The sequence below is a fragment of the Rhizobium nepotum 39/7 genome (assembly GCF_000949865.1).
Classification (GTDB): Bacteria; Pseudomonadota; Alphaproteobacteria; order Rhizobiales; family Rhizobiaceae; genus Agrobacterium; species Agrobacterium nepotum.
The window spans coordinates 60212-75336 of record NZ_JWJH01000001.1 but is presented as its reverse complement, the minus strand read 5'-3'; the positions used below and the strand labels follow the sequence as shown (position 1 = coordinate 75336).

The following is a 15125-nucleotide window of genomic DNA, read 5'->3' as shown; positions in this document are numbered from 1 at the left end:
TCAAACCGGACCGGTCGAGTAACAGATGCAACTTAAAGACTGCTACAATTTCCACGATTTTCGCCGCATGGCAAAACAGCGTCTTCCCGGACCGATCTTCAACTACATAGATGGCGCTGCCGACGACGAGGTGACGTACCGGCGAAACACGGCCGCCTTTGACAATTGCGATCTCGTTCCCGATGTCCTGCGGGGCGTAGCCGATGTGGACATGTCTGTCACCGTCATGGGGCAGAAGCTGTCGATGCCGGTCTATTGTTCCCCGACGGCCCTTCAACGTCTCTTCCATCATCAGGGGGAACGGGCGGTGGCTGCGGCAGCCGGAAAATGCGGCACGATGTTCGGCGTCTCCTCCCTCGGCACCACCAGCCTTGAGGAAGCGCGCCGGATCAGCGGCGGCCCACAGGTCTATCAGTTCTATTTTCACAAGGATCGCGGCCTCAACCGCGATATGATGGCGCGCGCCAAGAGCGCCGGTGTGCAGACGATGATGCTGACGGTGGACAGCATCACGGGCGGAAATCGGGAGCGCGACAAACGCACCGGCTTTGCCATTCCGTTCAAACTCAATCTTTCCGGCCTCGCCCAATTCGCCATCAAGCCGGCCTGGGGGATCAATTATCTACGGCATGAGCGCTTCAGTCTGCCACAGCTCGACGGCCACATTAAAATGGACGGCGGTGCGCTTTCCATCAGCCGCTATTTTACCGAAATGCTCGACCCTTCCATGAACTGGGACGATGTGGCGCAGATGGTGCGCGAATGGGGCGGGCCGTTCTGCCTGAAGGGGATCATGTCCGTGGACGACGCCAGGCGCGCCGCCGAGATCGGCTGCAGCGGCATCGTGCTCTCCAATCATGGCGGTCGCCAGCTAGACGGTTCGCGCAGCGCCTTCGATCAGCTGGCCGAGATCGTCGATGCGGTCGGCGACCGGATCGACGTGATGATGGATGGTGGCGTGCAGCGTGGAACGCACGTCCTCAAAGCCCTGTCTCTGGGAGCGAAGGCCGTTGGTCTCGGTCGCTATTACCTTTTCCCGCTCGCGGCTGCCGGACAGGCCGGTGTCGAGCGGGCGCTCGAGCAGATGCGCGTCGAAATCGAGCGAGGCATGAAACTGATGGGCTGCACCACCGTAGACCAGCTGACACGCCGGAACCTGCGGTTCCGCGACTAATTCGTCCGAAATCCCGCTCCAGACCTGTGATTCAAGGCATCGTCACAACCGGGAATCACAGGCCATTTCAGCCATATTTCTCCGCTGTTCCTGGAGCGCCGCGCCAATGCTCCAGACAAGTGCCAGACAAACCAGCCCACAAACGCCACCTGAAATCAGGAAACGGCGGCGCTTGCCCCCGGAAAGAAACGTCCAGCCAACAAGCCAATAGACCACAAGTGCCGGTACGGCGGCGATCAGAACGGACATTGGCCCGTCACAATCAACGGCCGCGATGCCGATGGCGCGATATTCGTTCGGTGTTCCCACGATACCGAGGGCTGCGACCGGGAACATCGCGGCTAAAATGGTATAGCGGAAAAATCGGGGCGTATCGGGCATATCCATCCTATAGCCGACTAATCATCTGCGGCAAATGATCCCGCAACCACCGCAAGAGCGAGCTTAAAGGACTGTCACGTCATCGGCGGTATCGATTAGCCATCATATTCCGTTGTTCCATGATAGATGCCGCAACTTTCGCGGAGAAAACTGACTTTTTTCGCGACAGCAATCTTGGCAAGCTCCATTGACGTGATTATGGTTGCACTATGCAACTATAATGGATTTGGCATGTCTGAACAAACTTGTCCCATAAATGATATCCGCTCCACCTCCCGCCGGCTCGTACGCGAACTCGGTTTTATGGGTGGAGATTTCGCCGGCACCGATTTGCCACCCTCCGCCGTGCATGCCCTGATCGAGATCGAGACGCTTCCGGGCATTACGGCGCGTGACCTTGGGAAGCTGCTTCGGCTTGAAAAATCGAGCATCAGCCGCATGCTTCGCAAACTCGTTCTGTCGGGCGACGTTCTGGAAGAGACGGACGAAGAGGATAGCCGCATCAAGCGGCTGCGTCTGGCCCGGCGAGGGCAAGAGCGGGTTGGCGCCATTCACGCCTTTGCAAACCGGCAGGTATCGAAGGCGCTGACGCGGCTCGCGCCTGCGGACGGCCGAACGATCCTCGAAGGACTTCGCCTTTACACTGACGCGCTGGGAGACAGACCCAATGCTGCGGCTCCCGCAATCGAGATCACCGAAGGTTACAGGCCGGGCCTCATTGCCCGCATCACACAGATGCATGCGCTGTATTACGCCCGGACATCAGGTTTCGGCCAGCGTTTCGAATCCGTTGTTGCCGAAGGTCTCGCCTCCTTTTGCAATCGGCTCGAAAACCCGCAAAATGCGATCTGGGTCGCGATGCGGGGTGAGGACATCATCGGCTCGGTGGCAATCGACGGTGAGGACCTTGGACCGGGAGCCGCGCATCTACGCTGGTTCATCGTCGATGATGGCGTGCGCGGAGGAGGCGTTGGTCGCAGGCTGTTGACGACCGCCCTCGCCTTCGCGGATGAGAAGGCCTTTACCGAAACCCATCTGTGGACGTTCAACGGCCTTGCAGCGGCACGGCATCTTTACGAGACCCATGGTTTCGCATGCGTCGAGCAACGTCCGGGCAGTCAGTGGGGAAGCGAGGTTCTGGAACAGCGCTTCGTCAGGCGCCTCCCGATGGGCTGAACCCATCAGAAGGCGAACTGGACTTCGGGGCGGCCGATCAGGCCGCCTCGAGAACCCCGCGATGAGCGCCGGTGCCCGAGCCCAGCTCAAACTGGCCGAGCAGCCGGTTCAGCGCATCGACCTCCCCTGCCAGATTGTGGCTTGCGGCGGTCATTTGCTCGACCATCGCGGCGTTTTTCTGCGTGTCCTGATCCATCTGGTTGACGGCCATGTTGATCTGCTGGAGGCCGGATGACTGCTCCTGGGCGGATTCCACGATCGCGGCGACGTGCTGGTTGATCTCCTGCACTTCGGCAACGATCACATCGAGCGCCTTGCCGGTATCGCCAACCAGATGCACGCCCTCTTCGACCTGCTGGTTGGATTTGGTGATCAGCGACTTGATTTCCTTCGCCGCACCGGCGGAGCGTTGCGCAAGTTCGCGCACCTCCTGCGCCACCACGGCGAAACCCTTGCCAGCCTCACCGGCACGCGCCGCTTCCACGCCGGCATTGAGCGCCAGTAAATTCGTCTGGAAAGCGATCTCGTCGATCACGCCGATGATGTTGAAAATCTCGCTCGACGATTTTTCGATCCGCTCCATCGCGATCACCGCCTGACGCACGACCTCGCCCGATCGTTCCGCGCCGATGCGTGTGCGCGAGACAAGCCGACCCGCCTCATGCGCCCGGTTCGCGGCGTCTTTCACCGTTATCGTGATCTCTTCAAGGGCTGCGGCGGTTTCCTCCACGGCAGCGGCCTGCTGCTCCGTTCGCCTTGCCAGATCATCCGACGCCGACTTGATTTCATTGGCACCGGCATCGATGCCGGAGGCGTTGTCCGATACCCGCAAAAGCGCGCGCTGCAATTTCCCGGCCGATCCGTTGAAATCGTTGCGTACGGCATCGAACCGATCGACAAAAGGATCCTCGATACGGCAGGACACATCGCCATCCGCAAGCCTGGCCAGCGCATAGGCCAGACTGTCGACGGCGAACCGGATGCCGCTCGCCTCATCGGCAGCCTTGCGTTCGCGGGCCACACGCTCCTCTTCGCCAAGAGTGCGGTTGGCCTCCGCTTCCCGCTCCAGCGAGGCCTTTTCACGATTGCTTTCGCGCAGAACGTCAAGCGAGCGGGCAAGATCACCGATCTCATCCCTGGTCTCTATATCCTTCAGCGTCAGTTCCAGATTTCCCTGAGCGATCTGGGCGGTTTCATCGATGACGTTGGCGATGCGGTTGATGAACCGTCGCGCAATAAACCAGCCGGCCAGCGCCAGCAGCACGGCCGCCGTCACGATTGTCAAGGCGGCGTCGCGCATCATCGCATGCAGCTGCGCAAAGACGGTGTCTTCCGGCACCGAAACGATTGCATACCACTTCATGTCGCCGGTGAGCATGACCGGCAAGGCGATGACAAGGGAAACCGTTCCGTCCTGCGCCGTCATTTCCCGTTCTGTACCGGGATTGGCGATCAGTTGATCCCAGCCCACGGTCTGCGTGCCGCCATCTGCGAGATTTTTCCCCATTATCGCCGCATCGGGATGGCTGATGATCTTGCCGCCTCCACTGATGAGGCTCACGAAGCCCGTTCCCATCGGCCGGACGGTCGACAGCGCCCTGTTCGTTTCCGCCAGCGACAGATCGAGGCCGGCAACCCCCAGCACTTTGCCATCAACGACAACCGGCTTGGCGACAGAGGTTATGAGAACCTCCTTGCCATCGATCGCATAGGAATAGGGTTCGATGACAACTGTTTTCTTCAGTGTGAAGGGCAATTGATAATAGTCGCCCGGACCTGCGGTAGTATAATCCACCAACGCGGTGTTGCTTATTTTGTCACCGCTGCGCACCCAATAGGGCACGTAACGACCGGTCGCATCATTTCCCTCCCTGTTGGCGAAGTCCGCATCCTTGCCGTCGAACGCGTTTGGCTCCCATCCAGTCCAAAGGCCAAGCACATCGGGATTGTTTACCAGCATGTGCCGGATAAGCTGATCGGCCTTGCCCCGATCGGCGTCGCCTGTCTGCTTCATCGATTCCAGAACCGAAGCGAGACTATTTACGATATGGATCGTGCCGCCGATATTCTTCTCGGTCGTCAAGGCTTCGGCGTGGGCGATCTGCCGCATACGCTCAATGCTGTTGACCCTCGTATCCTCAAAGGACCGATAAAACAGCACGGCCGAAGCCGCGATCGTTGCAATGACGCCGCACGCAGCAACTGCGAAGATATTCCGGCCCGTAGTCGATTTAAATAGCATGTCCACCCCCCAAAAAATCCTGCCGCGACGGCTGAGGCCGTTGCGGATGCCCCGAAACTGTCAGCGACCGGCCAGGTAGACAATATTATGAAGCTATACTTAAAAATTACTTTAGATCATATATTTAACTAGACAAATTAAACAGCAATTCATTATAGAACCTTAATATTTCAGCATATACAGTATATTATGCGATATTCGGATAAAACCATTCATATTATAGGCAACCCACCGTCGATGCGATGCGCATGATTGCGCACCGCTGAACCGCAAAATGGGAAACCTTTATTACTGTAGACGCAGAGCCTTCCAGAAGCCGCGCAACTGGTCCGTCAATTGTGTGTAGAGGCCGTAACGCCGCCGATAATGCGGGATTTGCCCTGCATCCGGTGTGTAGGCGCTTGCCACACGCGTCATCGCCGCGACCGCCTCTTCATAGCCGGGATAGAGACCGATCGCCACGGCCGCACCGATGGCCGCACCGAGCGCGCCGGTCTCCCGGGCCTCCGCGACACGCAGGGGAATTTCCAGAACATCTGCCATGATCTGCGGCCAGTGCTGGCTGCGGGAACCGCCGCCGGACATCACGGCGCCGTCAACCGGCAGGCCCGCTTCACGCAGGACGCCGATATGGCGGCGGTGTTCGAAACACACACCCTCGAACAGGGCTCTCAGCATATGGCCTTCGCCATGCCATCCGGCCAGACCGTAAAAACCACCACGAAATTCCGCACCCAGCCGTGAGCCGAAAATAAACGGGTGGAAGAACGGATCGTCGGCGCGTTGCGTGACGGAGCCGACCAGTTCGTTGCAACGCTCGAAGGCATGGTCGCCATGGTCGCCGCGAACACGATGCACGTACCATTCGAGATTGGCGGCGGAGGTGGCGCTGGATTCGATATTGACATAGCGGTTATGGCCGAAGGTGGTGACCATGAAGACATCGGGGCTGACGACCGGCTTGTCCGCAAAAACCTGATTGATGCTCCAGGTGCCCGCGATGATGGATGCCTCCCCGGCATTGATGACGCCCGATCCCATGGCGCTGGAGACGACATCGAAGAAACCGCCGATGACGGGCGTACCTTCGGAAAGCCCCGTCAGAGCCGAAGCCTCCACTGTGATATGGCCGACGATATCCGCCGATTCCACCAGGCGCGGGAAAAAGGCAATTGCATCTTCAAGTCCATAGAGCGACAGGAGTTCCCGGTCGAGCAGCGCTTCCGGGAAAGCAAGCAGCCCTGCGCCGCTGAGGTCGGAGATGTCATTCGCAAGACTGCCCGACAGGCGGAAATTGACGAAATCCTTGCAGAAGAGGACGGTGCCGATCTGGGTGTACATATCGGGTGCATGTCGTTTCACCCAGGCCAGCAAGCTCGGCGTCTGTGCAGGCCATGGCCTTTGCAGGCAACGGTTCTGCAATTGCGCTCCGCTTTTCTGGTCAAGCTCCGCCGCCACATCGGCCGCGCGGCTGTCGAGCGACTGGATGCCGATCAGGGGCTGCTGCTCCTTGTCGAGAAGGTAAAGGCCGTTGCCATGACCCGCGCAGCCCACCGCCAAAATGCTCCGGGGATCGACCGACGATTTTGCCAGAAGCTGGCGGATCGCCTCGCATCCGTTCCGCCACAATTCCTCGAGATCGCGCTCGACGTAACCCGGCTGGGGAAATGTCGAATGACCATCAATGGCATGTTGCGCGACCTGCCGGCCCGCCGTGTCGAACAGCACGGCCTTGATCACCGTGTTGCCGACATCCAGACCCAATATGTGATTTTTATCAGCCACGATTATAGATATCCCATGCTTCCTCACCACCCGCACCCTGATGGATGATGGCCATCAAGGCCGCGACAACGGCCTTGGGGTTGTCATGCTGGTAGATGTTGCGCCCATAAACCATCCCGTTCGCGCCCTCGGCCACCAGAGCCGCCGATTTCGCCAGCACATTGCGCAAGTCCTCACGCCCCCCGCCCCTCACCAGCACCGGGCACCGCGCGGCCTCGACCACCTTGTGAAAATCATGCGGATCGCTGGTGGGATCGGCCTTGATGATATCGGCTCCCATTTCCGAGGCAAGACGTACCAGCGTGACGATCTTTTCGGCGTCGCCATCGACCTGATAACCACCGCGAACATCATTGGGCAGCATAACCAGCGGCTCGATCATCAGCGGCATGCCGTAACGATGGCAATCGGCGCGCACGCGGCTGATGTTCTCGACGCATTGGCGAAACAGGTCCGGCTCGTCCGGCAGCATGAACAGATTGACGACAACGCAGGCTGCGTCCATCTCCAGCGCGCCGATGATCGGATCGTGATAGTTTTGAAGCTGCGACCACATGGTCCGGTGGCGTGTCGAATTATAGGGATTGCCCATGTCGATGCGCATGACGAGCGCCGGCTTGTCGCGCTCCGGCCTTTGCTGCAACAGGTCGGCCTGCCCATAGGCCATCTGGATCGCGTCGGGACCCGCTTCCACCAGCCTGTCGACGGTTTGCGCCATATCCTCCAGCCCGACGAGGAAGCTCGGCTCGTTGCAAACCCCGTGATCGATGGCCACATCCAGGCATCCGCCGTTGCGGAACAGCCGGTTCATGCGCGCCTTTTTCGAAATTCGAATCATCATGCATTCTCCTTGCATCTGTGTTGAAGCATTGCCGCCGTGACCCCATAAAAGGTCTCGAGTTCATCAATGAGCCGCTGCCGCTCCTCTGCCGCCCTCTGTGGCGCCCAGCCCAGCTCGCGCGCCGTGACATCGAGGATCGCGTGGATCGACTCGGCGTCGATCACGCCGGTGATGGCGAGTGTCGTGCGTCGCAGGATGAGATCAGTCAGGTGCCGGACATGTTCGGAGCGGATCAGCCAGACCACCTCTGCAGCCGTGATCGGCAGCTTTTCGCAAAGCGGCGTGTCATCCGGGCGACCCCGGCAAAAGCCCATCAATTCGAGCGCGCGTGAACCGTAGGCCGATGCCAGATGTTCCGCCCGGTCTTTGCTGATTGAAAACTCCTCCGACAGCAGGGCCGGCAGGCGTCCGGCACCGGTGGGGAAATTCCTGCCACCGCCGATCGGGCGGTTCATGGTGCCGGTCAGCCGTTTGCGTTCGAGAAAGGCCAGAACCTCGTCAGTCACCTGTTCGCCAAAAGCTCTGAACGTCGTCCACTTGCCGCCGATCATGCAGAGCTGCGGCGGGTCACCCTCGACACGGTGGATGAAATGGCTGCGGGATATTCTTCCGGTAAAGGCGGCATCGCTGCGCGGCAGGGGACGTATGCCGCTGAAACTGAAGACAATGTCAGACTGGTCGATCGCAATCTGCGGAAAGACCTGGCGGATGGCCTCAAGGATATAGTCACGCTCCTCCGGCTCGCACCGCACCCGTTCGGGACGATCCACCTTGATATCGGTCGAACCCGCAAGAACGCGGCCGAGATAGGGAAAGAGGATGCAGACGCGGTTGTCGGCATTCTCGAAAAAAATCATATGGCCGTCCAGAGCCTTGAGGAGCGCCGCGTTAGCGAGGATCAGATGCGATCCCTTGGTGCCGGAAACGGTCGGTTTTGCTTTGTCCGCAGCCGGGGCAGCAGTCAGCGTGCCGATCGTCTCATCGATCCAGGCGCCCGTCGCATTGACGATGATGCTTGGCTGGATGGGGAAGGTTTCGTCCGTGCCCTCGACCTTAAGATGATAGTGGTCATCAAGGCGGATAAGTTCGGCATAGTTCAGCGCGACGCTTCGCGGCGCGTCGAAACGGGTGTCGATCAGAAGCTCCAGCGCAAGCCTTTCCGGATGGCTTATCCACGCATCGTAATAGGTGGCCGAATATCTGATGTCAGGCGTCAGGCCCGGCCAGCGCTGCAAGGTCTTGCGCGCACTGCGGAATTCGTGGCGGGGCAGGATGCGGTTTCTGCGGGTGACGAAGTCATAGAGCATCAGACCCGCCTTGATGGCAAGCGCACCCCGGCTGGCGGGTTTGCCGCCGGACCCGACAAAGGTGGCCGCCGCATTGAACAGGCCGCTGAACGTCGAAAAAATAGGGATCGTCGTCGGCAGCGGATGAACCATATGCGGCGCGAGTGTCAGAAGCGCATCGCGCTCCCGCAATGATTCCGCCACGAGGCCGAATTCACCGTTTTCGAGATAACGCAGGCCGCCATGGATCATGCGCGAGGGCGCGGCGCTGCAGCCGGAGGAGAAATCGTTGCGCTCTACCAGAAGCACCCGCAGCCCCTGTAGGGCAAGATCGCGATAGGCGGCGATGCCATTGATGCCGCCGCCGATGACGACGGCGTCGAAATCACCATCTTGCCGGATGCGGCGGAGAGCGTCCTCGCGAAAACTGGGCATAGAAATACCGTTCGCTGGCTAAATACCAACGTCCCAATGTTGTTGACCATTTAAAGCGACGTAAGAGAGGGGTGACGAAAATTATGGACTATTCGCCGGAGGCCCCGTCTCAGCTACATGTTTTACGCATCGAGCCCCACGAGATGCCCAGCAACGCCGGCGCTAATGAGAGCCAATTCGCTTTCCGTGAGGCGCAGGCGGGCGGCGGCAGCATTTTCAACCGCCTGAGCCGGATCGCGCGCACCACACAATGAGAACGTTATGCCGGGCTGGGCTATCGTCCAGGCAATCACCACCTGCGCGACAGAGGCGCCGTGAGCCGCTGCCACGGGTTCCAGTGCCTGCATCAGCCGCGCGATCTTCTCGCGGTTCACCTGGCTGAAACGCGGATTGCCCTTGCGCTGATCATCCCCTGCAAAAACCCGTTCAGGCCCGACCTTACCGGACAGAAGACCGAGCGCCAGCGAAGAGTAGCTGAGGACCGAAACGGCGTTCTGTCGGCAAAGTGGCAGGAGTGTCGTCTCGATATCACGCTTCACCATGGAATATTCTTCCTGAATGGCATCCAGCGCACCTGTAGCGATATAGGCCGCAAGATCGTCCTGTGAGACGTTGCTTGCGCCGATAGAGCGGATCTTGCCTTCGTCCTTCAGGCGCACAAGCGTTTCCACCGTCTCGGCAATCGGGGTCGTCGCATCCTGCCAGTGGGTGACATAGTGGTCGATGTAGTCGGTTCCGAGCCGCTTCAGGCTCTCTTCGACCTCATGCCGGATCGAAGCGGCGCCGAGATAACGGTGAACGGGCTTGCCGTCCTGGTGGAAGAAATAGGCGCCCTCATTCAGATGCCAGACAAGCCCGCATTTGCTGACCAGCACCACCTTGTCGCGCCTGCCGGCAATCGCCTTGCCGACGATGGTTTCCGCAAGTCCCATGCCATAGGCTGGCGCGGTGTCGATCAGGGAAATGCCGGCATCGAGAGAGGCCTGAATGGCGGCGATAGATTGCCGCTCGTCGGTGCCGCCCCACATCCACCCGCCGATGGCCCAGGTCCCTAACCCAACGGCGGATGCGCTGATACCGCTGCCGCCGATCGTCCGGGTCAATATAGCCTTGTCCGTCACGAAGTTTCCCCTTCTTCTTGATCCAGTAAATAACCGGCGATCACCTCGTCCACGACGAGCGAGGTCAGATAGCGGCCTGCGAGCGTAGCCGCTACCGGTCCGGCCTTGATGGCCCCGGCCGCCACGCCGATGATGTTCGGGCACCGGGCAAGCTGCCCGGGGTCCAGCGCCACCACACGCGAGTTGAGATCGATCCGTGCCAGCTGCCCGTCCGCCGTGGTGAGATGAGCGAGAAACTCGCCGGCAATGCCCGCATCCACCAGCGCCTGCCCGCCCCGCGCCGCATCCGGCAGGAGATCGTAATAACCGGATCCGGGCGCCTCCACCGAACCGATGCCGACCAGCGCCACCTGTGCCTGCCGGGCCAGATCGAACACCTCGCGGATCGACGCGACGTTCATCAGGAGATCGCGTTGTTCTTCATCCTCGGCAAACAGCGGCGCATGAATAAGCGACGCACTGCCGCCGAGCTTTTCCGCCAGCTGGGTGGCGAGATGGTTCACATCCGTATAGTGCTTGCCCTGCACGCCGCCGGTCAGCGGCACCACCCGCACATCGAAGCGGCGCTCCGCCTCCAGATTGTCGACAACCGCACTGACCGCCTTGCCGCCCGTGATCGCAATCACGTCGCCGTCGCGGATGGTCTCCAGCAAGTGGTTGGCGGCCACCCGCCCGACCATTTGCAACGCGGTTTCCGGATTATCGGAAACCGTTGGCGTCACCACCGACTGCCTGAGGCCAAAGCGGCGAGTGATCTCGTTTTCGAGATCCACCAGCCTTTGATAGGGACTGGCGATGGTGATCTTCACCATGCCCGCCTTGCGGCCCGCCGCAATCATGCGGTTCACCTTGGTGTGGGAAAGATTGAGCCGCTCGGCGATCTCCGACTGCTTCACACCCTCGATGAAATGCAGCACCAGGACGGAATACATCTGTCTCTGTTGATCGAAGTCGTCCTTGGTATCCAGCATGATCGTATCTCTCCACTTGCCCATGGGCGCTTGCCGGGCGCTCAGCGACGACGCCTGACCAGATAGTGGTCGAACAGAACCGCAGTCAGCAATATGCTTCCCCTGATGATGTCCTGCCAGTAGACAGACACGTTGAGCAAGGCAAGCGAACTGGAGACGACTGACAAAAGGATCGCCCCAAGGATCGCGCCAAGAATGGTGCCCGAACCGCCCGAAAGGCTGGCGCCGCCAATGACCGCCGCCGCGATGACATTGAGTTCCATGCCAACCCCGAAGCTCGGCTGGGCCGACCCGAAACGAGCCATGTAGATCACGCCCGCAACACCGCACAGCATCGAACAAAGCGTGGTGGTGGCAAACATCACCCGGCCGACGCGGATACCGGAATAGGCCGCCGCCTTCGGATTGCTGCCGGTATAGAATACCTTACGGAATGCGGTCGTGCGCCGCAGCAGCAGATCGAAGCAAACGACCACCACCGCGAATATGATCAGCACCAGCGGAATGCCGCCAAGCGCGCCCTGCCCGATGAATTTGAACTCCGGCGGCAGGGAGTACAGACCGAGCGGTCGCCCGCCCGTTGCCAGAAGGCAAACACCGCGCGCAATCACCATGACGCCCAGCGACACGATGAAATGGTGCAGGCCGATGACTGTAGTCAGGAATCCCATGGCCATGCCGACCAATGTCGTAAGGCAGATCGCCAATCCGGCAGCGACCCAGGGATCGACGCCATTGAGGAACAGCCAGCCGGCCGCCACCATCGCAAGCGCCGTGACGGAACCGACAGAAAGATCGATGCCGCCGGAGATCAGGAGGATCGTCATGCCGACCACGACGATGCTTTCGATGGCGAAGACCATGGCCATCGCCCGCAGATTGTCTACGGTCAGAAAATACGGGGATATGAAGGACATCACCGCAAAAAGCGCGAGGATGATGACGATAAGCCCGGTTTCCCGTGCCTTGAGCGCCGGTTCCCACCAGCCGGTGCGGCGAACCGCCACTTCTGCGACGCTTGAAGGTGTTTCCGATGTTGCCATTTTTCCGCTCCCTCAGGCCCCCGCCGGGCTCTCTACAATATTGATCGATGCAAGCTGCATGATCTTTTCTTCCGTCATGTCCTCACCCTCGACCTCGCCGGTGATGCGCCCTTCGCGCACGACCAGCACGCGGTCGCTGACGCCGATGAGTTCCGGCAGCTCCGAGGATATGACGACCACGCCGACACCCTCGCGCGCCAGTTCCCGGATCTGACGGTGGATTTCGGCCTTCGCGCCCACATCCACCCCGCGTGTCGGCTCGTCGAGAAAGACGACTTCGGGTTCCACTGACAGCATCTTCGCCAGCGCCACCTTCTGCTGGTTGCCGCCGCTTAAGGTCGAGACAGTGTCGCCTACGCTGTTCGCCCGCAATTTCAACCGGCGTCCCAACTCGTCGGCGCGCTTCATTTCCTTGCGCCGCTCGATGAAGCCCATGCCGTTCGATATTCTGCCGACATCGAGCGCGGATACGTTCGCGGCGATGGACATGTTGAGAAACAGCCCGTCTCCCTTCCGGTCCTCCGACAGATAGACCAGCCCCTCGCGGATGCTGTCGCGATAATCTCTGAGCCGCAGCGGCCTGCCACGCAGCGCGATCTCGCCCCTTGGTTTTCCCTCCAGCCGGCAGATAGCCCGCGCGATCTCGCTTCGCCCCGCGCCGATCAGACCGGCAAGCCCAAGGATTTCACCCCGGCGCAAATCGAAATCGACGTCGAAAACACGCTTTCCTTCATTCAGTCCGCGAACCGAGAGAATGACCTCATCCGATTTTTCGTCTTCCGCAAGTTTCGGCGGGTAGAGCTTGTCGAGCACCCGGCCCACCATGCTGTTGACGACCTCCTCCGGAGAAATCTCCGCAATATTCGCTGTCCTGATGTGGCAGCCGTCGCGCATCACCGTGATGCGGTCGCAATGTTCGAAAATCTCCGCCATGCGGTGCGAGATATAGATGATCGCAATCCCGCGTTCCGCCAGCCGGTGCATGATCCGGAAAAGGATCTGGGCCTCGGTCTCGGTTAAAGCCGCTGTCGGCTCATCCAGGATCAGAATACGGCAATCGAGCGTCAGCGCCTTGGCTATCTCAACGATCTGCTGCTGCGAAATCGACAGATCACCGGCACGGCTGGCAGGATCGATATCGCCGATTTCCCGCAGGATGGTTGCTGCCCGCTTGCCAAGATCGCGATAATTCATGAACCAGGATCGGCTCCGGCCGGTCTCCGACATGAACATGTTTTCGGCAACCGAAATTTCCGGGCAAAGCGCGATCTCCTGATGAACGAAACCGATACCGAGCCGATTTGCCGCATTGGGCGAGGAAATCCGCACCGGCTTGCCGTCCAGCAGGATTTCCCCGCCATCAGGCTGCAGAATACCGTCGATAATATGCATCAGCGTTGACTTGCCGGCACCGTTTTCACCCGCCAGCGCGTGGATTTCGCCACGCCGCAACTCAAAAGCAGCACTGCGCAACGCCCGCACGGGGCCGAACGCCTTGTGAATATTCGTCATGCTGAGGATGACCTCGTCCATAACGCCTCCTCCCGGACTTGCTTTCCCTTTATCCGGCGAGGCTTAAACCTCGCCGGTTTCAGGGCGGCGCGTTAGCGCCCCTTCATATATTCGTTGAGATCAAAGGAAGCGGCGTTCGCCTTGGTGATCACCGCGAAACCATTGTCCATCGAAGGGACCTGCATCGGGTTGAAGCCCGACACCTTGTAGTCGTTGAACGGGTCGATCAGATCCGAATGGGCACCCAGAAAGGTATTCATGAAACCCATGAAGCCCTGAACACCCTGATTGGGATTGACGGACATGTAGATATTGCCCTGCTTGATATGTTCCAGCGTGGCCGGGGTGATATCCGCATGCAGGATCAGGACCTTCTTTTTCGCCTCGAGAACAGCTGTCGTCGCGCCTTCGGCCGAGCCGGCCTCGGGAATCCACAATGCGCCGAGATTGGGGTTGGCCTGCAGCATCGCACCGACCGCCTGATAGGCGACGTTCGCATCCTGGTTGGTCGCCTGGCGGCCGACCAGTTTCATCTCCGGATAGGTGCGCCCCATATAATCGATCAGCGCGGTGACACGCAGATCATGGTTGCTCTGGCCCGGATTTTCGAGAACGGCATATTCACCCTTCTCGCCCAGCTTCTTGACGATCTCGTCAGCCGCAAATTTCGCCTCGGCCACATTGTCCGAGGTGATGTAGGCCGTGCGTTTCGACTTCGGCGAATCCGCTGCAAAAGTCGTTACCGAAACGCCGGAGCCGATCGCCTTGTTGATCGGCTCGATGAAGGGATCGGCCTGCATCGGATGGAGAAGTATGCCTTTCGGCTTCTTCACCAATTCCTGCTCGAAGGAAGCGATCTGCTTGGTGATGTCATATTCAGGCGTGCCTGTGAAAACGGCCTCGCAGCCGAGCGCCTTTGCGGCCTGCTTGAAACCTTCAAAGACCGGCACCCAATAGGGGTGGCTGGAAACCATCACGTTCATCACATAGGTCTCGCCCGGTTCGCAGGCGAATTTGCCCGCAGCAGCGGCCTGAGAGCCGACGCCAGCGGAAACAGCCACGGCTAAAACACCCGCAGCGACGGTCGATTTCAGAAAAGCCAGCATATTCCCCTCCCAAGGATAATGACTTAGTCGCAATAAATTTTATTCGATGTAA

At 59.8% G+C, this 15125-nt stretch carries 12 protein-coding genes; 2 read left to right on the top strand and 10 right to left on the bottom strand.

Annotated features, from left to right (window positions below; all coding sequences use genetic code 11):
- The first annotated feature begins 25 nt into the window (after nucleotides 1-25).
- Complete coding sequence (locus tag RS75_RS00320) at nucleotides 26-1174, top strand: alpha-hydroxy acid oxidase (protein WP_045016249.1); 1149 nt, start codon at nucleotides 26-28, stop codon at nucleotides 1172-1174.
- A 42-nt stretch (nucleotides 1175-1216) separates the two neighbouring features.
- On the opposite strand, the gene RS75_RS00315 is transcribed toward RS75_RS00320, so the two are convergent.
- The gene (locus tag RS75_RS00315) at nucleotides 1217-1555 is read right to left on the bottom strand and encodes a hypothetical protein (protein ID WP_045016669.1); all 339 of its coding nucleotides are present in this window, start codon (nucleotides 1553-1555) and stop codon (nucleotides 1217-1219) included.
- Between the two features lie 231 nt (nucleotides 1556-1786).
- Here RS75_RS00315 and RS75_RS00310 point away from each other — a divergent pair, with 231 nt between their 5' ends.
- Nucleotides 1787-2731: a bifunctional helix-turn-helix transcriptional regulator/GNAT family N-acetyltransferase gene (locus RS75_RS00310; RefSeq protein WP_045016247.1), complete on the top strand. Its 945-nt coding sequence runs from the start codon at nucleotides 1787-1789 to the stop codon at nucleotides 2729-2731.
- Between the two features lie 37 nt (nucleotides 2732-2768).
- Here the strand turns inward: RS75_RS00310 and RS75_RS00305 are convergent, their stop codons facing one another.
- The 9 genes from RS75_RS00305 to RS75_RS00265 form a co-directional block, all read right to left on the bottom strand.
- Nucleotides 2769-4973 (bottom strand): methyl-accepting chemotaxis protein, encoded by a 2205-nt coding sequence (locus RS75_RS00305; RefSeq protein ID WP_045016245.1) that lies wholly within the window; start codon nucleotides 4971-4973, stop codon nucleotides 2769-2771.
- A gap of 288 nt (nucleotides 4974-5261) precedes the next feature.
- Nucleotides 5262-6758 carry an FGGY-family carbohydrate kinase gene (locus RS75_RS00300; RefSeq protein ID WP_045016243.1) on the bottom strand — a complete coding sequence of 499 codons (1497 nt, stop codon included), beginning with the start codon at nucleotides 6756-6758 and terminating at the stop codon, nucleotides 5262-5264.
- Entirely contained in the window at nucleotides 6751-7599 is an 849-nt protein-coding gene (locus tag RS75_RS00295) for a class I fructose-bisphosphate aldolase (protein WP_200893607.1), read from the bottom strand. The genes RS75_RS00300 and RS75_RS00295 overlap by 8 nt, the downstream gene beginning before the upstream one ends.
- A complete protein-coding gene (locus RS75_RS00290; protein ID WP_045016241.1) occupies nucleotides 7596-9320 on the bottom strand; it encodes a glycerol-3-phosphate dehydrogenase/oxidase in 1725 nt (574 codons plus the stop codon). The genes RS75_RS00295 and RS75_RS00290 overlap by 4 nt, the downstream gene beginning before the upstream one ends.
- A gap of 122 nt (nucleotides 9321-9442) precedes the next feature.
- Nucleotides 9443-10441, bottom strand: a complete 999-nt coding sequence (locus RS75_RS00285) for an aldo/keto reductase (RefSeq protein ID WP_045016240.1) — start codon at nucleotides 10439-10441, stop codon at nucleotides 9443-9445.
- The gene (locus RS75_RS00280) at nucleotides 10438-11412 is read right to left on the bottom strand and encodes a sugar-binding transcriptional regulator (RefSeq protein WP_045016238.1); all 975 of its coding nucleotides are present in this window, start codon (nucleotides 11410-11412) and stop codon (nucleotides 10438-10440) included. Before RS75_RS00280 ends, RS75_RS00285 begins: the two co-directional genes overlap by 4 nt.
- 41 nt (nucleotides 11413-11453) lie before the next feature.
- On the bottom strand, nucleotides 11454-12455 hold the full coding sequence (locus tag RS75_RS00275) for an ABC transporter permease (RefSeq protein ID WP_045016236.1): 1002 nt from the start codon (nucleotides 12453-12455) through the stop codon (nucleotides 11454-11456).
- Nucleotides 12456-12467: 12 nt separating this feature from the next.
- A complete protein-coding gene (locus tag RS75_RS00270) occupies nucleotides 12468-13988 on the bottom strand; it encodes a sugar ABC transporter ATP-binding protein (RefSeq protein ID WP_045016234.1) in 1521 nt (506 codons plus the stop codon).
- Nucleotides 13989-14059: 71 nt separating this feature from the next.
- Nucleotides 14060-15073: a substrate-binding domain-containing protein gene (locus tag RS75_RS00265; protein WP_045016232.1), complete on the bottom strand. Its 1014-nt coding sequence runs from the start codon at nucleotides 15071-15073 to the stop codon at nucleotides 14060-14062.
- Between the last annotated feature and the right edge of the window lie 52 nt (nucleotides 15074-15125).

What these genes read in the sequence shown, in the direction of transcription:
- RS75_RS00265 (WP_045016232.1), bottom strand. Translation starts at nt 15,073, where the DNA reads ATGCTGGCTTTTCTGAAATCGACCGTCGCTGCGGGTGTTTTAGCCGTG.
- RS75_RS00275 (WP_045016236.1), bottom strand. Translation starts at nt 12,455, where the DNA reads ATGGCAACATCGGAAACACCTTCAAGCGTCGCAGAAGTGGCGGTTCGC.
- RS75_RS00290 (WP_045016241.1), bottom strand. Translation starts at nt 9,320, where the DNA reads ATGCCCAGTTTTCGCGAGGACGCTCTCCGCCGCATCCGGCAAGATGGT.
- RS75_RS00315 (WP_045016669.1), bottom strand. Translation starts at nt 1,555, where the DNA reads ATGCCCGATACGCCCCGATTTTTCCGCTATACCATTTTAGCCGCGATG.
- RS75_RS00320 (WP_045016249.1), top strand. Translation starts at nt 26, where the DNA reads ATGCAACTTAAAGACTGCTACAATTTCCACGATTTTCGCCGCATGGCA.
- RS75_RS00270 (WP_045016234.1), bottom strand. Translation starts at nt 13,988, where the DNA reads ATGGACGAGGTCATCCTCAGCATGACGAATATTCACAAGGCGTTCGGC.
- RS75_RS00295 (WP_200893607.1), bottom strand. Translation starts at nt 7,599, where the DNA reads ATGATGATTCGAATTTCGAAAAAGGCGCGCATGAACCGGCTGTTCCGC.
- RS75_RS00310 (WP_045016247.1), top strand. Translation starts at nt 1,787, where the DNA reads ATGTCTGAACAAACTTGTCCCATAAATGATATCCGCTCCACCTCCCGC.
- RS75_RS00280 (WP_045016238.1), bottom strand. Translation starts at nt 11,412, where the DNA reads ATGCTGGATACCAAGGACGACTTCGATCAACAGAGACAGATGTATTCC.
- RS75_RS00305 (WP_045016245.1), bottom strand. Translation starts at nt 4,973, where the DNA reads ATGCTATTTAAATCGACTACGGGCCGGAATATCTTCGCAGTTGCTGCG.